The organism is Rummeliibacillus pycnus, from assembly GCF_002884495.1.
In the GTDB taxonomy this organism is placed as follows: Bacteria; Bacillota; Bacilli; order Bacillales_A; family Planococcaceae; genus Rummeliibacillus; species Rummeliibacillus pycnus.
Genome location: NZ_KZ614145.1, coordinates 3,547,723 through 3,572,664 on the forward strand (window position 1 = coordinate 3,547,723; position 24,942 = coordinate 3,572,664).

Consider the following 24,942-nt stretch of genomic DNA (forward strand, 5'->3'; position numbering starts at 1 on the left):
TCACATAATGAAGAAAAATTTTTCTGAAATAGAAAAAAACACTTGATTTCTTCTCCTGATATGGTATAATAATTCTTGTCCTTAACAAAATAGTCTAGTGATGATGGCAAAGAGGTCACACCTGTTCCCATGCCGAACACAGAAGTTAAGCTCTTTAACGCCGATTGTAGTTGGAGGCTGTCCTCCTGCGAGAGTAGGAAGTTGCTAGGCTGTTAATATTATTCCGAAGTAGCTCAGTTGGTAGCAGCATCTGACTGTTAATCAGAGGGTCGCAGGTTCGAGTCCTGCCTTCGGAGCCATTTAAATGGAGAGTTGTCCGAGTGGCCGAAGGAGCACGATTGGAAATCGTGTAGGCGGGTAACCCTGTCTCAAGGGTTCAAATCCCTTACTCTCCGCCATGAAGTCCTTAAAGCTCACTTTAAATATGGCCCCTTGGTCAAGCGGTTAAGACACCGCCCTTTCACGGCGGTAACACGAGTTCGAATCTCGTAGGGGTCACCATAAATATCTTATAACATGGAGGATTAGCTCAGCTGGGAGAGCATCTGCCTTACAAGCAGAGGGTCGGCGGTTCGATCCCGTCATCCTCCACCATTTAAAATCATAATTTTATTAATTATCGCGGGGTGGAGCAGTTCGGTAGCTCGTCGGGCTCATAACCCGAAGGTCGCAGGTTCAAATCCTGTCCCCGCAACCAAAATGGTCCGGTAGTTCAGCTGGTTAGAATGCCTGCCTGTCACGCAGGAGGTCGCGGGTTCGAGTCCCGTCCGGACCGCCATTTTACTAAAAATAATATTGATCATTATTATGGGTCGGTAGCTCAGTTGGTAGAGCATTAGATTGAAGCTCTAAGTGTCGGCAGTTCGATTCTGTCCCGACCCACCATAATAATGCCGGTGTAGCTCAGTTGGTAGAGCAACTGACTTGTAATCAGTAGGTCGAGGGTTCGACTCCTTTCGCCGGCACCATATTTCGGAGGGGTAGCGAAGAGGCTAAACGCGGCGGACTGTAAATCCGCTCCTTCGGGTTCGGCAGTTCGAATCTGCCCCCCTCCACCATCTTAAATATATAATATAGGGGCATAGTTTAACGGTAGAATAGAGGTCTCCAAAACCTTTGATGTGGGTTCGATTCCTACTGCCCCTGCCAATTTAAAGTAACATTAAATTTAAATATAATGGCGGCTGTGGTGAAGTGGTTAACACACCGGATTGTGGTTCCGGCATTCGAGGGTTCGATCCCCTTCAGCCGCCCCATTATTAAATTTAATACAAACGACATTAAATATAATGGCGGCTGTGGTGAAGTGGTTAACACACCGGATTGTGGTTCCGGCATTCGTGGGTTCGATCCCCATCAGCCGCCCCATATTGGGGTATAGCCAAGCGGTAAGGCAACGGATTTTGATTCCGTCATGCCCTGGTTCGAATCCAGGTACCCCAGTTATTTTGCGGAAGTAGTTCAGTGGTAGAACATCACCTTGCCAAGGTGGGGGTCGCGGGTTCGAACCCCGTCTTCCGCTCCAATTTCAATAATAATAAGGCGGCATAGCCAAGTGGTAAGGCACAGGTCTGCAAAACCTTTATTCACCGGTTCAAATCCGGTTGCCGCCTCCATTTAATTTAAAATAATAACTCTGATAATAATATGCCGGTGTGGCGGAATTGGCAGACGCGCACGACTCAAAATCGTGTTCCTTTGGAGTGTCGGTTCGACCCCGACCACCGGTATCCTATAAACCGCATAAAACCAACGTTTATGCGTAAAAATAACACTTTTAATCTTAACGATTACTACTATTAAGTAGTGTGAACTAAGATTGGAGGTGTTTTTTTTATGCGAAGAAAAAATCTACTTAATGCAAGAGAGCGTGAAAATGCTCGTCCTCAAATAGTTGAAACTGGACAACGTACTATAGTTGATTGTTTACGTTTATTCCTCAATGATTCAAAACTTCGAAATGTTAGACCAGCAACCATTCGATATTATGAGCGTGAAATTAATTATTTTCATAGAGATATAGAAGTTACATTTGTTGAAGAAGTAACTTTTGATGTGATTAAAGAGGGCATTAAATTAATGCAAAATCACAATTTAAAAACTTCTACAATAAACTCACGATTAAGAGCAATTAGAGCATTTTATAATCATTTATTTGATTACAAAGTGATTAAATACAATCCAGTAGAACATTTAAAGTTGTTGCGAGATCGTGAGCCAATAATTGAAACGTATTCTAATAAGCAAATAAGACAATTACTCGCTGCATGTGATTTAACAACATTTGTAGGGTTACGAGATTATACAATTATTTATTTGCTTTTTGATACTGGTGTAAGACTTTCTGAAGTGGCTGGAATTGAAATAGATGATATTCAATTTCCTGAAGGTGTAATAAGAATTAGACGTACAAAAAACAACTTTGAACGCTTTGTACCATTACAAAAAACACTTTCTAGACAATTGAAAAGTTATTTAAAAGTACGTGGAATTACTGAAAGCAATACACTATTCGTTACTTTAGACGGAACGCCTTTAACAAATAGGCAATATCAAAATAGATTCAGTTACTATGGGAATTTAGCAAAGATAACCAATGTAAGAAATAGCCCACATACTATGCGGCATACATTCGCTAAAAATTATATTCAAAATGGCGGTGGTGCATTTGATTTAATGCGGATCATGGGACATACAAGCATGGAAATGACAAAACGCTATGTGAGATTATTTGGTACTGAACTAAATGAAAAACATAGGGAATCTTCACCATTAGAAAACTTATATAAAAAATAAAAAAGGACTAACGCGGCAACGTTAATCCTTTAATCACTCAAATAGTTACACAAGGAAACTAAAATGAGCTTACACAATACATATATTTTAACGTTTTTAAAGATTGTATTCAAGTTTTATATAATAATGCACATTTTAGTGTTCCTGATAAAAGGAGCATAGCCATGAAAACTTTAAATGCTTTTGATGAACATGTTCAATCGTTTATCAATAATCACAAAAAAGAACGCAATAAAAACTATTCAAATGCACGTATGAAGAACTTTGAACAAGATGTGCAGCAACAAGGATACATATTCAATCAATTATTTCCTTCAAAACAATTCAATGTATTAACTCAATTGCTAATTAAACTAGCACAAACAGGTATTACAAAGATTAAAGCTGAAACACTAGCAAAAGATAGTGAATGTGGTATCACAACGGTATTTAAGACCGTTAAGAGTATTAAACAAGTGAATCAAATAGTTGTTGCTCGTTTAAAAAGTCGTGGTAAAAACAATGGTCACTATATTTTCGTTGATAAATTACATGCTAATTTTAAAGCGATAATGAAAGAAGTATTTTTCCTTAATGATGATGAAATTGAAGAACTAAATATAGCACAAAATGAAGTTCAAAATGTAGGACTGGAAAGTGTTGCAAACGTTGATATATCAAGACTGAAGGAGGAAAAAGAAGGCTCTAAGGTATTTAAGGGGTTTAAGGTTTTTAAAAATCATTCTTCAAATGATTTATGTACGTATAGTGACGTTAATCTAAAAAATTCGATTGAAGGATTATTAAGCAAACATCAAAAGCCACAAACAATGCTACATGAACTATATGTAATCGCTAAAGGTATTAAGAACAAATTCAAAAATAGCTTACAAGAATCATTGTTTAATAGCTTGATAGTAAAAGCTATGAAAACATTATTTAATGCCCGATATAACAATGCCTATGCCTTCTTTAGCGGTACTTTAACAAAGATGATTAATAACACCATTAAGCCTATAGAAAGCGATACAAAGCCAGTAAATGATGAATTTGAAGCATCGGAAGCAACTAATGTTTTTGAGCAACAAGATAAATTAAATAAAGCCAAAATTGCTAATAGCAAACAGCAAAATATTCCTGATTGGTTCAAGAAAGATACTTCAAAAATACAATCAACAATGGACTATGAAGCTAAACAACGTGAAATCATGGCTAAACTATGTTTGTAAATAATGTACTAATATATTTGGGTTAAAACGTTTTTACTTGAAAAGTAAGTAAAAGGAATTGATAATTACTAGTAAAATAGTTGCTAAAGGAGTGTTGGAGATGATTAGGAATAATGATTTATACGAAGAATTATGGCAATTGGTATTTAGAAAAGAGAGAGAATTGGATAGCCGATATAATTGTTATTCACTATTAACAAATTCTACTTCTATTGCTTCGGATAGATATGAAAATATGGACGGTAACATACAAATTAATACTATGGGAGGTGTTCCGAACGAATTTAGAAATTCTGTAGAAATGATTACTCTACTAAACAAAGAACAAATATTGAATTTCTATAAAAATGAAGCAATAACTGTAATCTCTAGTGATTATTTTGTAAAAACAATCAGCTTAATTGATGCTCTACTAGAAGATATCTATGAAGTATTTTTAAGGTATACGACTGATTTAAATGAAGGAGAAATTTCAAAGAAAATTAATTTTGGTCAAGGTGGATTACCAGAAGTATTATTAGATTACTTTGAAGACTATGAACAACATAAGTCACAACAAAATACAAATTTAAAAGATTATTTATTACAGTATAGTTTTTACAGACAGTATAGACACGCCATTGTACATACTGAAAATATTATTGAAGGCAGAAATGAAAGGAAATTAAAGACTATCATAGATGAAATTAATGAAAGAATGGATAGAATTATTTATGATATGAATAGCTTACCCTATGTTACTGAAAGTAGAAAAGTAACTCCTGATATTACATTAATTATGCATATGGAAATGTTTAGAAAACAACTTACAAGTGGATTGCAAGTAGAAATAGCAGAATTAAAAGAAGAATAATATTGAATAATGAGTAAAACCGCCCTTATTGGCGGTCTTTTTATGCACAATAATTCATTATTTGTTTGGCGGCTCAAAAATGAGCCACGAAAAAAGCAACCTAAAATTAGGTTGCTTTTATTCTTGTTTTTTTAATTTCATACCGTATTTTGAAAAAAAGTCTTTTATATCAAAAACAGTAGTTATATCAGAAATATCACCTATATTAAAAGTAATTGGTTCTGTAGTTCGTTCACTTTTTAATGCGATTCTATGCTCATTTTGGGATTCAAAATATTTATCTTTTATAAAACACATATTAGGATTATGAATATCTGTATACTGTTTTAATCTATCTTTCTGATTTATTCCGTAATCAAAATACTTAATAATATCGGCTTTTACACCAATATTTTTTTTCTTACATACATCTATAAACCTTTGAATAAATTTAACATCAATTAGAACAGCCGTATTATCAAAGTCTTGAATTAATTTTTCAACGTCTTTTTCATCTAATTGAGGTTTTACATAATAATAGTCATTATCTTCATTAATGATTTCTAAAATTTTATCATTTATTGCAAATGAACAAAAAACAGGGGTTTTTGTTAAATCATTAGATGTTAAAGTAAATCTGCTAGAATTACCAGTAAAAAATAGGTTATCAGTTCCTTCCTCATACAATTCAAATGATTCTGCTTTAATTACGGCTGCACCCTCTAATTTATCTCCCATACCACGTATCATTGATTTTTTTTCCATTTTAATATAAGTGTTTAAATCACTCATACGAATGTTACCTTCTCTAAATCTATCAACAAATTCAGGCTTCATAAATTTAACTAATCCAAATAAATAACCATTAAAAATTTTCTTTTCCGCTAATTTCATTTTAAGCACCTCCTTGATAAATATAACAATAGTTCAATACTAGGGTATATTATATATTCGCTGAATTCAAAATCAAATGGCGAATCCTAAAACTACAATTTTAATGATGGAAATTTGGTGGCTCAAATTGAGCCACGAAATAATGACGGCTGAAAAGTCAGCCATGAAAAAACAGCCTAGTAATTAGGCTGCATGAGTAGAACTTTGAGGATCATAAACTAAATTCATAATTTCATTGATTACATCACCAATGTTGAAGTTATTGCAATCAGGATTATAACGAATAAATTTACAGTGTAAGACATTTTCTATTTCTTTTTGTCGTTTGTATTCATAGAATTCATTTCTATTAGCATGATTTAATTCATCACATTCTATTGCTATTCGTTCATTAGGAAAATACAAGTCAATCCGATAATTAAAAACTGCATATTCCTTAATGCAATTTAAGCTAGCAAAAGCATGTTTAATGACGTTTAATGTTTCTTGTTCTTTAGTTGGGATTAAGACATTTTTAATATCAATGCCTATTTTATTAGCAAGCTCTTCAGGAATAAAATTTTTTGTAGTTTGGCAAAGTTTTAAAACTTCTTCTTTTGTTAGTAAAGTATCTTTATCTATATCATTTCTATTTAGATATTTATTTAGTCTTTCCCAACGTACATATAATTTATTTTTTTCCTTTTTAGTAATCCCTAATTGCTCAGCAATTTCTTTTGCGTTGTACAGTTTTTCTTCATTCATAAAAATATATCTTCTTTCATAATTTTTTTGAAAATATTTTCATGATAGTTATATGGAATGTGCAGAAAGTGTAAAAAGATTTTAAAAAAATAAAAAAACAGTCTTGTTATAGACTGTTTGCTTTTTCTAATTTCTTTTGTAATTTACTTAAACGACTTTCATAGCTACCTTTTGTACCGTCTATTTGGTTATATTTCATAGCTAATTCACAAACTTCAATAGCTTCATTATATCTTTCTTGTTTTTCATATAAAATTGCTAACCGTTTAAAGGAATATACAGTTGCACCTTTAAAAATTTTATCATTAATATATTTATCAATTTCAGCAATATCTTTTTTACAATATTCTTCGCATTTATCAAATTGTTTTAACTGATAATATTTTTCTGCCAAATCTTGTTTTATAAGATGTTGTGCTACATAGTCATTATCAGAATGGTTCATGCTTTCTTCATACAATTTAATGCTTAATTCTTTCGATACAGCTTTTCCAATGACGAGAAAAAAATCACTTATTGATCTATCCCATTTAGCATTTCCTTGATCCAAATCTTTTTTTGTATATGGGTTATACCCCAAAACAAATTTTGGTTCTAATACATTCTTCATCATTTCTTTTTCTTCAACAGATAATGGATTATAAAAGCTTTCCAATTGCAAATCTTTTATAATCCCACCCACCTTATTATTTTTACTGAACATACTAAAAATGCCCATATATTAAACCTCCCTTGAAACAGAATATATAATTATTTTAACGTAAAACTGCCATTTTTATCTAAAAAGTCACCCTTTAGGTAATGTTTTTTATTAGAAATAAAAAAACACTCAAATTAATGAGTGTTCAAGATATAAAAATTTAAGTTTTGTTGATTAGAAATCAATTAGAATTGCATCATCAATAACATCATCATCTATTTGACTTTCAATATATTCTTTTGTAACTAAATTTTGCATTGAAACAATCATATCTAAACGCTTAAATGTTTGTAGGAACTCTTTAAAATAAGGGAAACAGTCATCAAAAGCTGGTAATATATTTGAAGCAATCAAAGCTTCATATGTGAAACTGTATGATAATCTTGTACCATACTCGACTTCGTTGCCACATTCATATATAACGGGAATTACATCTTTTAAAACACAATCCTTATACATAGGAATTTCTTTTAATAATTTTTCTAATTTTTGTGGAATTTCCTCACTCAAAAATGCAAGTGTATCATCATTATTCATCATAATATCGCTTGAAAATACCTTTCCATCCTTAATAAAAAATCTTTCGTCATTTAAAAAATTGTGTTCTACATTTGCCATAATAAAAAATCTCCTTTTATCTTGCTTTTTTGATTTACACATAGGTTATATGGTAAAAAACAAAAATGTAAAAGGAAATTAGAAAAAATTTTTAAGAAAATAAAAAAGGCAGCTATATAATAGCCACCACTTAGGAATTACATATTATCTTTTAAATATTGTTCTTCTAATTTTTTGTCAAATTCTGAACGTCTATCAATAGCAAAATATTCAATTGATAATCTATTCAGGATTATGCCCCTCAAATCAAGTTCTAATTTGTTAATTTCTTTTCTAATTTCTTCAAACTTTTCATCAATTTTATTCATTGTGCTTCAATCCTTTTTAATTTATTCAGGCGTAATTAAACGCTCTGTACTAATGAAGCCAATCTATATATTCATAAAAAGGATTATCAATGATATATCTATTATAGCATGAAATTTATAGTCGGAAATATTACTATCCAAAGTTATAAAAATATAAAAGTATTATAAATAATAACGCACCAAATAACCCCAAAAGAAATGTGAGAATTCTTTTTATTAATAATGGAGAAAGTTGATAAGTAAGGTCAAATATCAGTTCAACTAAACTTGAAGAACCACCTGTATTAAGATTATTAAAATCTTTTTTCTTTCCAAATATAGCAAACCACATATGAGATAATCCCATTATTGAGAATATCGTAAAAACAACATTTATCCACATTTTAGCAACTCCTAATGATGTATTTTTTAATTTTAACTTATATAACACACTAAAGAAAACTCTCTCTTTTGGCTGATCGTAACTTGTTACGTTCAGACAAAGACAGTGAGCAAGGAATTGCTTTAGCAATGCGTTGCTCAACTGATTATATAAGTCCATAACTTATCGTGCTAAAGCACAATAAGTCATGTCCTTTATTCGAGAAAAAAATTTATTCAACATGTTCCACTACGTTCCACATATTGAAGTAAATTTGTTTCCTCTCATGGTAGTTGTTAGTGTTTGAATATGTATTAACAAAATTAATAAAAACTAATATAAGTAATTATTATTATTAAGAATATCCCTTAAAAAGTGTCCTAAGATATATCAGATATATCGGGAGTTATAAGATTAAGCATTTTCCTCATTTTTTGTATAAATCCTTTTTACAAAATTTTTCTTTCCCATATAAGAATATTGTTGAAACGATTAAAAAGGAGAAACAACAAATGAAATTTTTATCTGAAGAATTTAATGAAGAAAACTTTAAACAATGGAACAAGCAATATAACTGGGGAATTTTTAGCGAATGTGGAAGTGGCAAAACCACAATATTACTGGATCATTATGTGCCATATGCAGAACGTGAAGGGAAAACAGTCCTTTATTTATACAATCGTAAATCACTAGGGGAACAACTGAAAAATAAATATGAACGTAAATATAAAAATTTAAAATTTATGTCCTATCAAAGCTTGAATGACATGATTATAAGTAAATCTATCAATCAATATATTCCAATTGAATATGATGTATTAATTTTAGATGAATCACACTTTTTCGTAATGGATAGCGTATTTTCTTTTGAAACTATGTATAGTTGGAATTATATAAATGAATGTGATTCTATAAAAATTTTTCTAACTGCAACACCTGAACCATTAAAAGCAATACAATACCTAATGACTAGACCATTAAAAGTTTTACGTGACATTGATCCACTAAATAACAATATTGAAAAAATCCTTTTAACAACTGATGATGATGTAATCAAGCAACAAGAAAAAGAATATTTAAAAGCCAATTATAATGTTATTGAATGGCAAAATGATGTTGAAAAGGTTAAGCAATCAAAAGAATCATTTAGTCAATTAGGTTATAAATCAGTTGCAATTATCTCCGAATACCATAAACGATATGAAGAAATAACAGATATTGACGTTAAAAGCCATTTGGAACATGAATATAAGGATTCTGAAGGCAAACTAACAACTAATATGAACTTTGATTTTCTAGCTTGTACAAAGGCAATTGATAACGGTATAAGCATGTATAGCGAAAAAAATACACTCGTTTCCTATCCTTGCAATACTGATTTTGTAACACTTGAACAATCACGATCACGTTGTAGAGAAATGAAAGGAAATAAAACAACAATGCTAATTAAAGTACCTAATCGCAAACATGTATATGCAAAAATCAATTACTTTGAAGATGAATTAAGCTGGTTAAAAAATCATGAATTATGGTATAGAAATCATGGTGTAGATAAACAACCTTCTTATGTTTACTTTGAAGTTGATGAATATAACAATGCTAAATTAAAGATTAATAACATGAAATTGGCTTACATTGAACTTCAGTTGAAAGATTTAAAATATATGTACGAAAACTTTGAAACACTAACACAAGGCTACATTGATATTCTAAGTGAAATGTATCCAACAAAACCAATTGAAGTGTTAAATCGTACATTTGCAATCAATATTGATGAAGTATTGAATCCATATATCGAAGATAAAAGCGAAGTCATATTAAGCAAAGAACAAAAAGAACAATTATGTTTAGAAGTTAAAAAATATAAATTAGATAAGCATAATCCTAGTCAAACACCTAGATTAAAAAAGATTAGGGAGCTTGTAGAAAAACAAAGTAAAAAATATATTTTAACAACTACAAGAAAGTATGATAGCGAAGGTAAAAAAGTGACCTATTGGGTTATAAAACAAAAAGAAAACGAATTGAAAATAGCAGTTTGATTAGGTCTTTTGAATCATTTTCGTAAAAAATGGAGACAAAATCACGAGTTATCTACATATATAGTGTAAGGGAATTTCCCATACATTTCTCCTTTTTTTCATTAATTATTGAATACCTTTCTTTATTATGTTTTTTTAAATTCATCAAAGAAAACCTACTTTCCAGTAGTGATAGTCCTTATGGGTCTATTGCTACTGGTTTTTTATTTGCTTTGAAATTACCCAAATGAGTAAAAAAGGAAGGAATTAACACGAAAGGTGAATTTCAATTTCATCTTTAAAAATAACAACTGAATACACAACTAAATATTACAACTGAATATAGAAAACTCTATGAAAGGAATTATAAAATGGCATTTTTTAAGAGAAATAAAAATGGTACCTATCAAAATGATTATTTTTCAACATCATTTAGTTCTAATATCAGAAACTTAGTAGTTACTGAAGAACAAGCAATTGGTATTCCAGCATTTAAAGCATGTGTGAATCTGATTACAAATACAATTGCGGCATTACCAATTAATTTAATGCAACATGAAGGCCAAAATGTAACCTTTAAAAACAATGATCCACGATTACAAATGCTTAATAACCCTAATGTTATTGATACTTCAAGTACCTTAAAAGCTGAATTAGTAAAAGATATTTTGCTTTATGGTAAGGCCTATCTATATAACAACGGTAATGAATTGCATGTACTAAAAGCTAATTATGTGACTGAAGAATATTATTCAGATGATGGTTTTACTATTGGTGACATTCAATATATTTATAATTTTGATGGAACTTACACAATTGATAGCAAAAAAATAATTCGTTTTGATTCAGGTACGAAAGGCGTTTTAAGTAATTCAGATGTACTTGAAACTGCAATCAACGCTCAAACCTATAATAAACAGATTTTAAAAAATGGATCATTTGGTATTGGTTTATTAAAGGCTGCAACAAGACTTTCAGAAAAGGCTATTAATAACTTGCGTACAAGTTGGCAAAATCTTTATGAAGGTTCTTCAAAAAGTGGCAAAACAATCATTCTTGAAGATGGATTGGAATATCAAAATATCGGTACTAATCCTAATGACCTTCAACTAAATGAAACAAATCAACAACTCACTTCACAAATTTGTATGTTGTTCAATGTATCAGAAAGCTTAATTAACGATACAAGAAACAAATACAATTCACTATCAACTGCAAATACCTCGTTTTTACAACAAACAATTCAACCTATCCTAGTAACAATTCAACAACAACTAGATAAATATTTCTTAAAGCCTTCTGAACAAGGCTTATTTTTTATGTTTGATACTTCACAAGTGCTGAAAGCAACTGAAAATGAACGTATCGAAGCTACATTAAAGCTATTCAATGATGGTGTTATTAGCTTCAATGAAAGTCGTAAACGTCTTGATATGACTGTTGTTGATGATAAAAAAGATTACTACAAACTCAACATTGGACAAGCAATGAGAAATAAAGCAACTGGTGAAGTGTTGAATATCAATACTCAAACTACTAACAAACAAGGTGAACAAATTAATGGAAATACTGAAAACCAATAATTTTGAAGTAAGGGCCATTGAAGAGAATAATGATGGTTCACTTCAAGTAAAAGGCTATGTGAACAAGACTGAAAAGCCTTCACAACCCCTTAAAGATGTTAATGGTAATGAATTTATTGAAGTTATTGCTAAAGGTGCTTTTGCTGAAGCATTAAGACAAGGTAATGACGTTGATTTTCTTGCCGAACATGATAAACAAAAAATTCTTGCTTCAACTAATAATGGATCACTTCAATTACGTGAAGATGAACAAGGCCTTTATATTGAAGCAACAATCACCCCTACAAGTTGGGGAAATGACTATTTCACTTTAATCAAATCAGGCATTTTAAAAAACATGTCATTTGGTTTTAGAAGTTTAAAAGATTCATGGCAAAAACTCGCAAATGGCATGTATCAACGTACCATTCAAGCACTTGAATTATTTGAAGTTAGTGCAGTTAAAACCCCAGCTTATCAAGATTCAATTATTCAGGCTCGTTCTTTAGAAACACCTGAAACAATTGAAATTCCTAATATCCCACAAAAATCCTCTGAAGAAAGAAGTAATTCCTCTATGAAAAAATTAAACTCTGTAAACCCTGAACAATCACTAAACACAATTATTAAAGAAAATCGTGCATTACAAACAACAACTGATGGCGCTGCTGTTATTCCTGAACAAATAGCAAATACAATTGTTCAAGAAATTGAAGATATTTCACCAGTATTTGCAATGGCTCAAAAATTCCCTACAATGTCAGGATCACTAAAAGTTGCACGTGAAGGCAATGATGATGTAGTTGCCGCATTTGTTGGTGAAGGCGTTGACCTAGTCGAACAACAATTAAAACTAGAATATGCTGAATTAAAACAAAAACGTGTTGGTGCCGCAATTACTCTTTCTAACCAATTGATTAATGACGCTGCAGTAAACATGGATCAATACGTTCCTAATTTATTAGCTCGTAAAGTTGCTAAAGCTATTGAAAAATCAATGCTCGTTGGTGTTGGTACTGATGAATTTAACGGTATTATTAATGACGTTGCAATTGGTCATGTTGATGTAACTGGTGCAATTACATACGATACATTGCAAGACTTATACCTTTCTATTCACCCTGAATTTTTGGCCGGTGCATGTTTCGTTATGCAACGTGACTTCTTTAAAACTATTGCTAAATTAAAAGATAATGATGGTCATTTCTTCTTACAAAATGGCATTGTGAATGGTAAAGTTTCTTACACTTTATTTGATATTCCTGTATATGTAACTGAAGCATTATCAGCTGAAACACCTGTTGTATTCGGTAATATCAATGAAGCTGTTGCAGTAATGATTAAACAAGAACAAGGATTACGTGAAATCGTTGATTCAGGATTAGCTTTAAAAGGTGCAAAAATGTATCTATTTGACGCTTACATGGATTCAATTGTTGTAAATCCTCAAGCTGTTGCAAAACTAAATGTACAAGTTGCATAATCAATTTTCTAAAGAGTAGTCATTCATTTGGCTACTCTCTTTTTATTACAACTAAATATACAACTGAATAAACAATTAAATAAGGTGAATTAAAATTGAATACTTATATTTCTGCATTAAAAGCAATTAAAGAACATTTTAGAAGTGAAAGTGCTTATAGATACACTCTTGCTCGTGCTTTTGTGCTTAATTTCTCTAACACAAATAAATACATAAAACGCTCTGAAATATTAGCAAAGACTAATCAAGCATTAAGAAAAGAAGGCTTGAAACCTGTTAGCTATAACTTTGTAAAAAGAGTATTAGAACCAACCAAATGAAAGGATTACAACAATGATAATTACAGATGAAGCTTTCAATATAAATTTAGTTAAGAATTATTTACGTGTGGATCACACAGAAGATGATGTACTGATTCAGTTAATGATTGATAGTGCAAAGAGTTATATACAAAACTATTTAAATCAACCATTTGAAGCATTTGAGGATATACCAGTTGAGTTTACACTGGCAGCGTTAAATCTTGTAGCACAATGGTATGAGAATAGGGCAGTAGGTAGCGAGAAGGCTACACATGAATATCTATATAGCTTTACTGGTCTATTAGATATACAACGTAAATGGTTACCTGAAACGAGTGTTGTTATATGAGTATGACAATAGGAATGATGAACAATCGTATTAACATTTATTCAATCAAGACAACAACAGATGAATATGGTGATACTGAAACAACAAAGACATTGTTTCATTCATGTTGGTGCTACGTTCGCAATCAAACAATGAAGGATATTCAAGCAAGTATTGGAACATTGTTAGAAAGTACAACTAATCTAGTTATCAGACATACAAGTAAGCAAATAACTAATGATATGACTGTTGAATTAAATGGTGTGAACTACAAAATTATTTCAATAGAATCTGATATACAAAGAAAACAATTCGATACGATCATTGTAAAACGTGTTGGATAAATCCCCCTTACCCACAAATAAAAAAACGTGTTTATCTACGGATAGCACACGCCCCACAATTCAATCACACATTACCATTTGAAAAATAAAAATTGGCAATTTCATGGAAAGGAAGTAAATAATTTGGCAAATTTAAAAGTAGTTCATTTGGATTCAAATGTTACCCGCGCTAAAGTTAAAGAAGAAAAAGAAGAATTACTAAAAGGCGCCTTTTCTAAGGTGAATTTACACGATACAAAAGGCTATAAAATCTATAATGAATCGTTATATGATTCACTTGTAAATGCTATTGAATCAATGAATGTCACACATTTAACGCAAATTGATTTATTTAGCGTTGTAGAAGTCGCTAACACTATGTTTTTAATTCAGCAAATTGATGATGAAATTGTAAAGTATGGTATTACACAAGCATTAGAAACACGCGAAGGTTCTACAAAGCTAACTGTTTTGCAACATATTGGACAACGTAACGCATTATTAAACGTATTAGATAAACAACTATCTAGCTTAATGCTTTCACCTTCACAACGTCATGAATTATTGAATAATGTACAAAACAACATTGGTTCAATTGATTTTAGTGATGATGATATTAAGAGTATTTATGATGAAATAGAATTGAATACTTTAGATGGTGTTCAATAATGGAAATCCATGCAGCATTAAAACAAATGCAACTGTTAGAAGTTAAGCAACAATTAGCCTTTATGTTAAAGCACTATGATGTTTTTCTTGATCCAGTTTTATATATAATTGCTGTTAATGATTCATTGCAACAAAAGTTACCATTTCATGAATTTGTGCAACTGTTAAAAAAACAAGCAATTCAAAAGCGTAATTTTGCATTATTAAAAGCATGTAATGAAGTTCAAAATATCAATATATAAAAAATCCCCTAGCCTTAATTGGTTAGGGGGAATTTTTTTGTTTTAGTTAAGGTTTTTTTAATTGAAATACTCGATAGAAAATAATTGTTAATAAAACACACCATTCAGGTATAATCTTTCAATTTCAATATTACTTTGAATTTCTTCTGAATAAATATCTAGCCAATAGTTTAGGAAGATAGCAAGTCCAACTTCAGCTTTAGGTTTATAGAATTTATCTTCATACAAATCATCATTAGCTAATCTTTTCTGGAAATTTTTTATATCAACATTTTCAAAATTAATATTTTCTTCTCCATACTTTCCAATGAAATAGTTATAAATAGTTCCATCTGAAATTTTATCATGGATTAAACCTATTTCTTCTTCTTGGTTATGCTTTAATCTTAAATTCTTTAAAAATATATATGTATTATTTTTTAACATACAATCATTCCCTTCATTTTATAATGAAATATTACCATTATTTAAGCTGAAATCAAATGAATTTACATTAAAATAGAAAATTTATAGGTATATACACCTTATAAGGTTATCAATTAAATAAAAATGAGTTTCTTCTATTATATATAGCAATTTTAGAGATAAGAGAATTGCAATTATAATATAATTCATTTATAATCTAGTTAAATCACTCATGATAGTATGTATCGTGAATTTTAAAAGTAGTTAATCATATTGATACTAAGTGGTTAAGAAGGAATTAATAATTTTTTAATACTCAAAATCGTGTTCCTTTGGAGTGTCGGTTCGACCCCGACCACCGGTATAACCATGATGTTTTACTTAAAGATAAAAAATATTAAATGCTCACAAGCCCTTATATATCAAGGGTTTGTGAGTTTTTTGTTATTTTATAAATAAAATGATAACGATAGAAAACGATAGGAGCTCAAGGAGTTTTCCACGTGGTTTACACATATGTTTATATGGTAAATTCTATATTGCAACCATGTTTTCAAAGATTTCTACAGTTAATTTTTCATCTTGTAAACGTAGTTCGGTCAATACATGTGTGTATTGTTTTAATGTAGTTTCAATGTCGCTATGGCCCAATCGCTCACTAACATAATGAATAGATGCCTTCTTATATAGCAAAACACTAGCGTGCGTATGACGTAAGCCATGAACAGTGATAGGCTCAATATTTAGTTCATCTAACAGTTTTTTTAATAGTTTATTTGCATTTGTATTACTTATTACTTTATATTTTGAACTTGGACTAAAAAAAACTAATTGGTGAATGTTTGTAGGCATAGATATAAATAATTTTTTGAAGTAATTCATCGTTAGTCCATCCATTTTAATAACACGAACCGATTGTTCATTTTTAGTAGCTCCAAAACCGATTGGAGAACTACTTTTATAACCCCATGTTTTATTAACTTTAATGGTGTTTTTTTCAAAGTCAAAATCATTCCTAGTCAAACCAACTAGTTCACCAAAACGCAGCCCTGAAGTTAGCCCCAAAAGTAACAAGTAATAACCTAAACCGCCATTACCATTAATTTTTTTACAAATGCTATTTAATAACATTTTGCTTTCTCCGTAATTTAAATGCTTCTCTATTGGTTTTTTTGCCTGAACTGTCCAAGTAAGTTGGGAATTACGTGTAAAATCAACTTGAATTATTTGTTCATCTATAGCATCTTTGACACACGATTTAATATGTCCATTAACTTTAGCTACAGTTTCTTTTGCTTTATTAGAGCCAAAATCATTTAAAAATTTTTGATAATCCATTTTCTTTATGTCTTGGATTGGAATATCAATAAAATAATCTTCCACAGCTTTTAATGAGTAGTGATAGTGCTTTAATGTGGTATTACTGACCTTTGGCTCTTTATATAGACTTATCCACTTTTTAAAGTATTCAGCAAAAGAAATTTTTTTGAGTACCGGTGATATACCTTTTGCTAAAGATGCTTCAACCTCTGCAGCCGCAATCATTGCCTCTTTTTTTGTATGGAATCCACTTTTTCTGATGGGCTTAGATTTGCCATTAATCACTCTACTAACTGTGTATTGCCATTTGTCCTTTCTTTTTTGAAAACTTGCCATTTATTAAAACCCCCTTTTATATCTAAAGGGTAATCGAGAAAATAACAGGTCACCCTTATCATATATTGTTTATGCTTTAATTTGCAAAGTATATTTATATATCTATAAATGTTATATAACAATAGAAAATAAAAGTGAAATTTTGGAGGTTCGAGCAACAAAATTAAAATTAAGAACTAATAAAGCTATGTAAATAAAATGAAATTAGTGAATTATTTGTCTTTTTATTGACTATACTTATAAATTTTTATTAACAATAGTCAAAATAATTAGTATAGCCATTCTATAAGTAAATAAACTTGTTAATTTATTCCAAGTGGTATATTTAAATTTACAATGCGCAAGATATCAGTGTAAACAAGGAGGTGAATTTAAATGAAAAAAAGACTTTCAAAAATCTTCCAAGAAAATTTATATTGGATAAGAAAGAAGGTGCAAGCCATAAGTGTTCAAAAATTAGGGAGGCTATCAAAAGTTGACCCTGCCACTATAAGCCTAATTGAAAGGGGATTAAGAAGTCCAAGTCTAGATACGGTTGAAAAGCTTGCTATGGGATTAAGTGTTGATGTAGGTGAACTTTTAGAAGAAAAGGATATAGAGGACGGCAGGGATAAGAATGTCGATGAATGGAACTGAAAATGAGTTCATTATGAGTTTCGGTTTAAAAGAGAATAAAGGTATTCTAGAAAAAGTATTAGGTCTAGAATTGGTCGAAGTAAAATTAGAAAAAAAATATGAAGGCTTTCAGAAAAATTTCATGATAGACATATATGCATTAGAGAAAAACTCTAATATTCCAGTATATGTGGAGAATATATTAACTGTATCTGATGGGCCTCATCAAACAAAACTACTTGAATTTATTGACAATATTGAAACTGGAATTATTGTTTATCAAGCTCCAGATTTCCTAAAGATGCATGTTATAGAATTGAGAGAGGCAGTAAAAGGAAAGAACATTAATCTTTATTTTGTAAAAATCAATAAAAGTGCAATTGATTTAAGCAAGATACTTAATTCTAAGGTCCATAAGCTGCTGGTATACAATCATTTAAATATGTTTAACAACATACAAAACCCTTTAGAACTTCTGACTGAAATAAGTATTATTAAACCACTAAAGGGAAAGATTGAGCCCATGGAGGAAAATATCGAAAATATGGAAAGGTATCTTAAAAATACCTATCTTATAGATAGGTTACGCTCGACATTTCCATACTTCTTTTCCTTTCAACGAGAAAAATCTAATATCGACAAAATTCCCACCTTGAGATTTGGAGCTGGAAAAGCTGATATTAATTTGTATATTTCTGTTGAAAGTAAAAATTGGGCATTTGTAGAACTAAGTTTTGCAAAGAAAAGCAAAAAAATCTTTCATATTATTAAGGAAAAGGAGGAACGTGCAAAGAAGTTAATCGGAAATGAGTTAGAATTTGTGAATAATAAGCACAAAATTATTTATCGATTCAAAGCACGTAAAAGTGTAGTTGAAACTGTTGATATACTCATTCCAATTGCTGAAAAATTTATACAAGCGTTTTCTAACTACACATATTATCCTGATGAACCAGAAATGTGGGAGGAATTTGATTATAGCTTGTAAATTGTAGAAGATTTATTGTTATTAAAGATAAGTATGCACCAGTTTCATATCGTGGCTGGTGCTTCTATTAGGTATCCTTTTTTATAAAATTGATGTAAATTGTAATGTTTTATATTTATGTTATGAATAAATTAGATGTATACTTTCTAAATGAGGTGATACATAATGGAAATAAAAATTCATACAGGAAGTTCAGAAGACTCTGCAGCACAAGTCTTAAAAGCTGCTACAATTATAGGAGAAATAAAGAAAGTTAGTCATTCTCGTAAGAAGAATTCACAACCTTTTTTTGAAACTATTATTACGGGTAAAGAGGGAAAGATTATAGTATTAGAAGATTTATCATCTGGATTTAATGGAAGAGGACCTGATGAGTTAACAAAAGTATTGCTAACGTTGGGATTTGATAAACAGGATGTTGAGTATCATGTTTTGATAAATGATAATAATGAACATACATTTACTTTAGAAAAATAACAATTATGAGCAAGAAATTGAAGGGGTAACTTGTTTGGAATAGCAGGTTACCCCAAATAAAATAGTTTAATTTGCAAAAAAATCTCCAAAATGTTTGTCCAAAAATTTTGCCATTAATCGAGCTTGGAAAGACCAAGTTTGCCCTCGTTTTTCAGGATAAAATACAAACCCTCCATTTTTAATATCCAATATTTTACGATATTTATTAGGGTAAAGAATATTTTCTTTAATCCACTCGCATTTTTTGTTTGTCTTTTTTTCCAAATCTTTCATTGACCAATATGTACCCATAAGACTTTCTTCTTTTAATTCTTCTAGTTCAATTTTTTTGATTAGAACAAATTCTTCTGGAATTGTAATAGTTACGTTAGTTGATAATTGTTGCATAAACATCCCTCCAAATAATTTTTATTGAATTTATTGTATGTATATCTTTTAAGACAGTTTTTTTAATGTATTGAAATAATACTTTTGTAAGCTATGTATATGTATAATACCTGCAGTATCAGGTATTAAAATAGGATTTATTTTTAAAGTATCTAAATATGTCATCCATTTACGGAAAGTCTTTGGATTATAGGATGATTTCACTTTGTCAATTCCTTCTTTATTTATTCGCTCTAATAATTGAATCAACTTAGTTTTTTCTTTTTCTTTCAGGGTGGATTTCATAATCTTCTTAAAGGCAATACTCGAAGTGTAATAATCCCCACAGTGTATAAAATTTAAGAAGTATTGTTCAAAATATTTTTCAAATAGAAATAGATGTAGAAAAGTGAATAATTGTTTTGGCTTGCCATGTCGATGACATTGTCTATATATATGAGCATTTGAAAGCTTTACTTCGACACGTAACATGTCTTTTTCATAAGAACGAATCTTTTCTTGTTTAGCAAGACGTTCGGCAACTTTGTCATATACAATAACCTCAACGGACTTTGACTTATAAAGCATTGATGTCTTATACGAATTGTTTTGCTGCATTCTACGGTATGCTCCAGGTAGTTTCTTTAGCAATTTCAGTATTTGTTGACGTATCTTAGCATTTGGAATATAAGCATTGAAACTAAAGTCGAATCTTGTTAGATTATGTTCGAAAAATAAATTTTCATCATTAAACAGTATAGATAGGCAATTTATTAGATATTTTTTTATGTATGTATAATCACTTTCTTTAACAAGGGTTCTACCTAAGATTTCTACAACGTCCACAAAAATAGAACATGCCAATTTATTCTTTCTGTATAAAATAAAATGTAATCCTCTACGATTATATTGCCGCATTACAACATTACAAGATTTGTGTCTATGAACCATTTCAAAGTAATGTAAATGTTCGGGTTCTAAATCAATTAATATACTTAGTGTATGTACCATATGCATTCCTCCTTTTTCATAGAAAATCCCTCAATGAAGACCTCTATTTTTACTTCTCACAGATATCATATTGCAAATAAAATAAAAAATATAATTTAGACGGTTCGAGCAACAAATTTTTTCAAAAAAGCTTTATTACAGTTATGAAAGTAAACCTAAAGCAATATAATAATAAAAATTTTATAAGGGGGAGATTATATGAATGAAGTTGAATTTAGAAGTCTAGTAGCAGAGGAGAGAGTAAAATATGTAAATGATTATTTGATGAAGAACATGAAATTAAAGGAGGTAGCAATAAATCTAGGCATTGCTTATTCAAGCATGACAAGTTTATTAAATAAAGACGGTTACCGTTATTCACGTCAACAAAAGCAATATGTTCCATTAGAAGGTAATGATAATAAAGGTGAACATAAGGAAGAAGATGTTTTATTATACATAAAGGAAAATGAAGCAACATTACGAAGAATTATAGAATTCTATAACTCGGCTTCTTTAATTATTAGTCCAAAAGTATATGATAATGGAGCAAAGTTTGTAACAAAGAATTTTAAAATTAACACAGCAATCTTAAATGAATTCCAAACATTAATGAGTGAAAAGTACCCTCAATATCGTTTGCAAGATGCTATATCGCAAGCAATTCTTGATTTTATTGGGAGATATAAATAAAAGGGCATTCTCAAAGCCTAGTTGACTTTGGGAATGCCTTTCTATTGTTAATACGCTTAATTTGACTATATATTTCTATTAAAATAGCCAAACATATCCTTATAAAAAATGGGAATATCTATAATATCTCATTGACAATAGTGTAAAATAATAATAAATATATATTTAATTTAAGGGTGGGTGTTGGTATGAAATCTAAATATGAAATGACAGAAGAAGATATTAAATTAAAATACATAACGCCAGCATTGCAAAAAGCAGGATGGGATATTCAAAATGATATTTTTTGTGAATACAATTTCACAGATGGTCGTATTATTGTTCGGGGTAATTTAACTGCACGTGGAAAAAGAAAAAAGGCAGATTACCTTCTATACTATAAAAAGAATTATCCCATTGCGATTGTAGAAGCAAAGGATAATAAGCATGAAGTAGGGGCTGGAATGCAGCAGGCTCTTGACTATGCAGGGGTATTAGATGTACCATTTGCTTTTTCATCTAATGGTGATGGATTTATTGAACATAACCGATTAACAGGTGTAGAACGCGAACTGACATTAGATGAATTTCCAACAAAAGAAGAATTATTGGAAAGATATATGTGCGATGCACAGATAACTCCTGAACAAGAGAAGATAATCAAAGAGCCTTATTATTTCCAATTGGGAGATAAAACACCTCGTTATTATCAAAGAGTTGCAATTAACCGCACAGTTGAAGCAATAGCTAATGGACAAGATAAGGTTTTGCTCGTAATGGCCACTGGAACAGGTAAAACCTATACAGCTTTCCAGATTATTTATCGTCTATGGAAATCAGGTATGAAAAAGAAAGTACTGTTTTTAGCAGATAGAAATGTACTTGTCGACCAAACGATGGAAAATGATTTTAAACCTTTTGAAAAAGTAATGACCAAAATACAGGGGCGAAAATTAGATAGTTCATATGAAATTTATCTAGCTTTGTATCATCAATTAGCTGGTGGGGATGGGGAAGAACCGTTCCGTCAATTTAAGCCTGACTTTTTTGACTTGATTATTATAGATGAAGCACATCGAGGTTCAGCAAAAGAAGAAAGTCGCTGGCGTAAAGTATTGGAATACTTTGATACAGAAGGTACGACTCAAATTGGTTTAACTGCAACGCCAAAAGAAACTAAAGAAGCATCAAATATTTCATATTTTGGTGAACCAATTTACACATACACATTAAATCAGGGAATTGATGATGGATTCTTAGCACCTTATAAAGTAATGCGGATTAGTATGGATAAAGATTTAGAAGGTTATCGCCCTGAAAAAGGAAAGCATGACATGTACGGTCAAGAAATCGAGGATAGAGAATATAATCAAAAGGATTTTGATAAAAATATTGTTATCGATAAACGTACAGAAGTGGTTGCAAAACGGATTACAGAATATTTAAAAAAAACTGATAGATTTGCAAAAACAATTGTATTTTGTGTAGATATAGACCACGCAGAACGTATGAGAAGAGCTTTAATAAATGAAAATAGCGACCTTGTTGCACAAAACGATAAATATGTTATGCGTATTACAGGGGATAATCAGGAAGGTAAGGCGCAGCTATATTATTTTACTGATAGAGAAAGTAAGTATCCAACATTAGTGACTACTTCTAAACTTTTAACGACTGGTGTAGACGCCAAAACATGTAAGTTAATTGTGCTGGATTCAAATATCAATTCAATGACAGAATTCAAACAAATTATCGGCCGTGGAACACGTTTAGATGTAGAACATGGTAAAGAATATTTCACAATTATGGATTTCAGAAATGCTAGTCGGTTGTTCGCTGACCCTGATTTTGACGGAGACCCAATAATTATTATGGATGTGCCAGAAGACGGTGATATGGGCGATGCACCGGATGAACAAGGACAAGAAGGATTCGATAATATTCCAGAGGAAATGGATGATTTTGAGGATGATAACGATGGAAAGCACCGCCATAAATATCGAGTAAATGATGTTGATGTTAAAATCATAAATGAGCGTGTTCAATATTATGATGTTGGCGGTAAATTAATTACTGAAAGTTTAATTGACTATACAAAGAAAAACATTCGCAATGAATATGCAACATTGGATAACTTCATTCATAAATGGAACACAGAAGAGAAAAAAGAAGTTATACTAAATACATTAGAAGAAAAGGGTATATTGTTAGATGCTGTTCGAGAACAAACAAATTTTCAAGATGTGGATGAATTTGATTTGATTTTGCATTTAGCATTTGACCAACCACCACTTACAAAAGCTGAACGAGTCAATAATGTTAAAAAACGTGGTTATATCTATCAATATAAAGATGAGGCTCGAGAAGTTTTAGAATTACTTCTCGAAAAATACAAAAATGAAGGAATTACTGAAATTGAGGATATAGAAGTATTAAAGTTAAACGAGTTTCAAAAATATGGAAGCCCAATGAGAATTGCAAACACCTTTGGGGGTAAGAAGAAATACTTAGATGCCGTTAAAAGACTAAAAGAAGAAATATATATATCTTAATAAATAGGGTGAGAAAAATATAATGGAATGGCCAGCGAAAGTAGATAGAATTTGGTTTGAGAAATTATTTAAAATGAATACAGGGTATGTTCTAAATTTCAGCAATGCTTCTTTTCAACAATTTGTCCTTACCTCTACAGGGAGAGATATATTGTCAGATGAATATAGCAATTACGGTACTTCAAAGGCAAATCGTTTAAGAAGCTTTTGGGATAAAGAAGACGAGTCCGTTGTATATAACCTACTCAAAGATTTAGTGAGGTATTGGAAAGAGTGTAAAGACGCATATGAAATAGAGATAACAAGTGAAGAAGAAAAAGACTATCAAAAATGTTTATCTATTTTAGAAAGTTTTACTGGTAGTATTTCATATGAAAAATTAGATAAATTATATGTTGATGTCCTAAATATATCAAAAAGTATGCCTAAATTAGTAACAGACATTAAAGAAAATATGAAAAATAACAAACCAGAATTAGCGCTAGATAGACTTCATACATTTTCTATGCAGTATTTTAGAAGTTTATGTAAAAAACATAATATTGGATATGTTCGAGACGATGCCTTGCATACTATTTTTAAAAATTATAGAGAATATATTGAACAATTAAAAGTGATTGATTCTACTATGACAATTCAGATATTGAAGAGTACAACTAACCTATTAAATGAATATAATAAAGTTAGAAATCATGAAAGTTTTGCTCACCCCAATGAAGTATTAAATACTATAGAGAGCAAATTAATTTGTGATAATATGGTAAATATTATTAAGTTTTGTGACCAATTAGAAGAAGTAATAGACAGTTAGTATTTAGAATGAAGAGGTA

At 30.5% G+C, this 24,942-nt stretch carries 27 protein-coding genes, 16 tRNA genes and 1 rRNA gene; 34 read left to right on the forward strand and 10 right to left on the reverse strand.

The window, feature by feature from the left end; translation table 11 throughout:
* Positions 1 to 93 precede the first annotated feature (93 nt).
* From rrf to CEF14_RS17410, 20 genes are all read left to right on the forward strand, one after another.
* Positions 94 to 210 (forward strand): 5S ribosomal RNA (gene rrf, locus CEF14_RS17315).
* Between the two features lie 12 nt (positions 211 to 222).
* Positions 223 to 299: transfer RNA gene (locus tag CEF14_RS17320), tRNA-Asn, on the forward strand.
* A 7-nt stretch (positions 300 to 306) separates the two neighbouring features.
* Positions 307 to 398: transfer RNA gene (locus CEF14_RS17325), tRNA-Ser, on the forward strand.
* Positions 399 to 426: 28 nt separating this feature from the next.
* Positions 427 to 501, forward strand: a tRNA-Glu gene (locus tag CEF14_RS17330).
* Between the two features lie 17 nt (positions 502 to 518).
* Positions 519 to 594: transfer RNA gene (locus CEF14_RS17335), tRNA-Val, on the forward strand.
* Positions 595 to 620: 26 nt separating this feature from the next.
* Positions 621 to 697 (forward strand) — tRNA-Met (locus CEF14_RS17340).
* A 4-nt stretch (positions 698 to 701) separates the two neighbouring features.
* Positions 702 to 778 (forward strand) — tRNA-Asp (locus tag CEF14_RS17345).
* A gap of 31 nt (positions 779 to 809) precedes the next feature.
* Positions 810 to 885, forward strand: a tRNA-Phe gene (locus CEF14_RS17350).
* Positions 886 to 892: 7 nt separating this feature from the next.
* Positions 893 to 968 (forward strand) — tRNA-Thr (locus tag CEF14_RS17355).
* Positions 969 to 974: 6 nt separating this feature from the next.
* Positions 975 to 1,058, forward strand: a tRNA-Tyr gene (locus tag CEF14_RS17360).
* A 17-nt stretch (positions 1,059 to 1,075) separates the two neighbouring features.
* Positions 1,076 to 1,149: transfer RNA gene (locus CEF14_RS17365), tRNA-Trp, on the forward strand.
* 31 nt (positions 1,150 to 1,180) lie between these two features.
* Positions 1,181 to 1,256, forward strand: a tRNA-His gene (locus CEF14_RS17370).
* Positions 1,257 to 1,292: 36 nt separating this feature from the next.
* A tRNA-His gene (locus CEF14_RS17375) sits at positions 1,293 to 1,368 on the forward strand.
* 3 nt (positions 1,369 to 1,371) lie between these two features.
* A tRNA-Gln gene (locus tag CEF14_RS17380) sits at positions 1,372 to 1,443 on the forward strand.
* A gap of 7 nt (positions 1,444 to 1,450) precedes the next feature.
* Positions 1,451 to 1,525, forward strand: a tRNA-Gly gene (locus CEF14_RS17385).
* A 16-nt stretch (positions 1,526 to 1,541) separates the two neighbouring features.
* Positions 1,542 to 1,616 (forward strand) — tRNA-Cys (locus CEF14_RS17390).
* Between the two features lie 33 nt (positions 1,617 to 1,649).
* Positions 1,650 to 1,730: transfer RNA gene (locus CEF14_RS17395), tRNA-Leu, on the forward strand.
* A gap of 106 nt (positions 1,731 to 1,836) precedes the next feature.
* Entirely contained in the window at positions 1,837 to 2,796 is a 960-nt protein-coding gene (locus CEF14_RS17400) for a tyrosine-type recombinase/integrase (protein ID WP_102693978.1), read from the forward strand.
* A gap of 164 nt (positions 2,797 to 2,960) precedes the next feature.
* Positions 2,961 to 4,004, forward strand: a complete 1,044-nt coding sequence (locus tag CEF14_RS17405; RefSeq protein WP_102693979.1) for a hypothetical protein — start codon at positions 2,961 to 2,963, stop codon at positions 4,002 to 4,004.
* A gap of 100 nt (positions 4,005 to 4,104) precedes the next feature.
* Positions 4,105 to 4,857: a hypothetical protein gene (locus tag CEF14_RS17410; protein WP_102693980.1), complete on the forward strand. Its 753-nt coding sequence runs from the start codon at positions 4,105 to 4,107 to the stop codon at positions 4,855 to 4,857.
* Positions 4,858 to 4,974: 117 nt separating this feature from the next.
* Here the strand turns inward: CEF14_RS17410 and CEF14_RS17415 are convergent, their stop codons facing one another.
* The 6 genes from CEF14_RS17415 to CEF14_RS17435 form a co-directional block, all read right to left on the reverse strand.
* On the reverse strand, positions 4,975 to 5,730 hold the full coding sequence (locus tag CEF14_RS17415; RefSeq protein ID WP_102693981.1) for a hypothetical protein: 756 nt from the start codon (positions 5,728 to 5,730) through the stop codon (positions 4,975 to 4,977).
* A 183-nt stretch (positions 5,731 to 5,913) separates the two neighbouring features.
* Entirely contained in the window at positions 5,914 to 6,474 is a 561-nt protein-coding gene (locus CEF14_RS17420) for a hypothetical protein (RefSeq protein ID WP_102693982.1), read from the reverse strand.
* Between the two features lie 106 nt (positions 6,475 to 6,580).
* A complete protein-coding gene (locus tag CEF14_RS17425; protein ID WP_102693983.1) occupies positions 6,581 to 7,192 on the reverse strand; it encodes a tetratricopeptide repeat protein in 612 nt (203 codons plus the stop codon).
* 156 nt (positions 7,193 to 7,348) lie between these two features.
* On the reverse strand, positions 7,349 to 7,792 hold the full coding sequence (locus CEF14_RS17430; protein WP_102693984.1) for a hypothetical protein: 444 nt from the start codon (positions 7,790 to 7,792) through the stop codon (positions 7,349 to 7,351).
* A 137-nt stretch (positions 7,793 to 7,929) separates the two neighbouring features.
* The gene (locus CEF14_RS19120; RefSeq protein ID WP_170061540.1) at positions 7,930 to 8,100 is read right to left on the reverse strand and encodes a hypothetical protein; all 171 of its coding nucleotides are present in this window, start codon (positions 8,098 to 8,100) and stop codon (positions 7,930 to 7,932) included.
* Positions 8,101 to 8,233: 133 nt separating this feature from the next.
* A complete protein-coding gene (locus tag CEF14_RS17435; RefSeq protein WP_102693985.1) occupies positions 8,234 to 8,482 on the reverse strand; it encodes a hypothetical protein in 249 nt (82 codons plus the stop codon).
* Positions 8,483 to 8,973: 491 nt separating this feature from the next.
* Between CEF14_RS17435 and CEF14_RS17440 the strand changes: the two genes are divergently transcribed.
* The 8 genes from CEF14_RS17440 to CEF14_RS17475 all read left to right on the forward strand — a co-directional run bounded on the left by CEF14_RS17440 (position 8,974) and on the right by CEF14_RS17475 (position 15,391).
* Positions 8,974 to 10,503: a DEAD/DEAH box helicase family protein gene (locus CEF14_RS17440; RefSeq protein ID WP_102693986.1), complete on the forward strand. Its 1,530-nt coding sequence runs from the start codon at positions 8,974 to 8,976 to the stop codon at positions 10,501 to 10,503.
* A gap of 350 nt (positions 10,504 to 10,853) precedes the next feature.
* Entirely contained in the window at positions 10,854 to 12,065 is a 1,212-nt protein-coding gene (locus CEF14_RS17445; protein WP_102693987.1) for a phage portal protein, read from the forward strand.
* Positions 12,043 to 13,527 carry a phage major capsid protein gene (locus CEF14_RS17450; protein WP_102693988.1) on the forward strand — a complete coding sequence of 495 codons (1,485 nt, stop codon included), beginning with the start codon at positions 12,043 to 12,045 and terminating at the stop codon, positions 13,525 to 13,527. Before CEF14_RS17445 ends, CEF14_RS17450 begins: the two co-directional genes overlap by 23 nt.
* 95 nt (positions 13,528 to 13,622) lie before the next feature.
* Entirely contained in the window at positions 13,623 to 13,847 is a 225-nt protein-coding gene (locus CEF14_RS17455; protein ID WP_102693989.1) for a hypothetical protein, read from the forward strand.
* Positions 13,848 to 13,860: 13 nt separating this feature from the next.
* Positions 13,861 to 14,178 (forward strand): head-tail connector protein, encoded by a 318-nt coding sequence (locus CEF14_RS17460; protein ID WP_102693990.1) that lies wholly within the window; start codon positions 13,861 to 13,863, stop codon positions 14,176 to 14,178.
* On the forward strand, positions 14,175 to 14,501 hold the full coding sequence (locus tag CEF14_RS17465; RefSeq protein WP_102693991.1) for a phage head closure protein: 327 nt from the start codon (positions 14,175 to 14,177) through the stop codon (positions 14,499 to 14,501). Before CEF14_RS17460 ends, CEF14_RS17465 begins: the two co-directional genes overlap by 4 nt.
* A 123-nt stretch (positions 14,502 to 14,624) precedes the next feature.
* On the forward strand, positions 14,625 to 15,149 hold the full coding sequence (locus CEF14_RS17470) for a hypothetical protein (protein ID WP_102693992.1): 525 nt from the start codon (positions 14,625 to 14,627) through the stop codon (positions 15,147 to 15,149).
* Entirely contained in the window at positions 15,149 to 15,391 is a 243-nt protein-coding gene (locus tag CEF14_RS17475) for a hypothetical protein (RefSeq protein ID WP_102693993.1), read from the forward strand. The genes CEF14_RS17470 and CEF14_RS17475 overlap by 1 nt, the downstream gene beginning before the upstream one ends.
* Positions 15,392 to 15,478: 87 nt before the next feature.
* On the opposite strand, the gene CEF14_RS17480 is transcribed toward CEF14_RS17475, so the two are convergent.
* Both CEF14_RS17480 and CEF14_RS17485 read right to left on the reverse strand, forming a co-directional pair.
* Positions 15,479 to 15,817, reverse strand: a complete 339-nt coding sequence (locus CEF14_RS17480; RefSeq protein WP_102693994.1) for a hypothetical protein — start codon at positions 15,815 to 15,817, stop codon at positions 15,479 to 15,481.
* 513 nt (positions 15,818 to 16,330) lie between these two features.
* Positions 16,331 to 17,452, reverse strand: a complete 1,122-nt coding sequence (locus tag CEF14_RS17485) for a site-specific integrase (RefSeq protein ID WP_102693995.1) — start codon at positions 17,450 to 17,452, stop codon at positions 16,331 to 16,333.
* A gap of 375 nt (positions 17,453 to 17,827) precedes the next feature.
* Here CEF14_RS17485 and CEF14_RS17490 point away from each other — a divergent pair, with 375 nt between their 5' ends.
* The 3 genes from CEF14_RS17490 to CEF14_RS17500 all read left to right on the forward strand — a co-directional run bounded on the left by CEF14_RS17490 (position 17,828) and on the right by CEF14_RS17500 (position 19,532).
* Positions 17,828 to 18,088: a helix-turn-helix domain-containing protein gene (locus CEF14_RS17490; protein WP_102693996.1), complete on the forward strand. Its 261-nt coding sequence runs from the start codon at positions 17,828 to 17,830 to the stop codon at positions 18,086 to 18,088.
* Positions 18,075 to 19,055: a hypothetical protein gene (locus tag CEF14_RS17495; RefSeq protein ID WP_102693997.1), complete on the forward strand. Its 981-nt coding sequence runs from the start codon at positions 18,075 to 18,077 to the stop codon at positions 19,053 to 19,055. The genes CEF14_RS17490 and CEF14_RS17495 overlap by 14 nt, the downstream gene beginning before the upstream one ends.
* A 165-nt stretch (positions 19,056 to 19,220) precedes the next feature.
* Entirely contained in the window at positions 19,221 to 19,532 is a 312-nt protein-coding gene (locus CEF14_RS17500; RefSeq protein ID WP_102693998.1) for a hypothetical protein, read from the forward strand.
* A gap of 66 nt (positions 19,533 to 19,598) precedes the next feature.
* On the opposite strand, the gene CEF14_RS17505 is transcribed toward CEF14_RS17500, so the two are convergent.
* A complete protein-coding gene (locus tag CEF14_RS17505) occupies positions 19,599 to 19,919 on the reverse strand; it encodes a DUF771 domain-containing protein (protein WP_102693999.1) in 321 nt (106 codons plus the stop codon).
* A gap of 48 nt (positions 19,920 to 19,967) precedes the next feature.
* Positions 19,968 to 20,909, reverse strand: coding sequence for a phage/plasmid replication domain-containing protein (locus CEF14_RS17510; RefSeq protein ID WP_102694000.1), 942 nt, complete (start codon positions 20,907 to 20,909; stop codon positions 19,968 to 19,970).
* A gap of 198 nt (positions 20,910 to 21,107) precedes the next feature.
* Here CEF14_RS17510 and CEF14_RS17515 point away from each other — a divergent pair, with 198 nt between their 5' ends.
* The 3 genes from CEF14_RS17515 to CEF14_RS17525 all read left to right on the forward strand — a co-directional run bounded on the left by CEF14_RS17515 (position 21,108) and on the right by CEF14_RS17525 (position 24,923).
* A complete protein-coding gene (locus tag CEF14_RS17515) occupies positions 21,108 to 21,581 on the forward strand; it encodes a hypothetical protein (RefSeq protein WP_102694001.1) in 474 nt (157 codons plus the stop codon).
* A gap of 188 nt (positions 21,582 to 21,769) precedes the next feature.
* On the forward strand, positions 21,770 to 24,112 hold the full coding sequence (gene hsdR / locus CEF14_RS17520; protein WP_211284633.1) for an EcoAI/FtnUII family type I restriction enzme subunit R: 2,343 nt from the start codon (positions 21,770 to 21,772) through the stop codon (positions 24,110 to 24,112).
* A 22-nt stretch (positions 24,113 to 24,134) separates the two neighbouring features.
* On the forward strand, positions 24,135 to 24,923 hold the full coding sequence (locus tag CEF14_RS17525) for an abortive infection family protein (RefSeq protein ID WP_102694002.1): 789 nt from the start codon (positions 24,135 to 24,137) through the stop codon (positions 24,921 to 24,923).
* Positions 24,924 to 24,942: the final 19 nt, after the last annotated feature.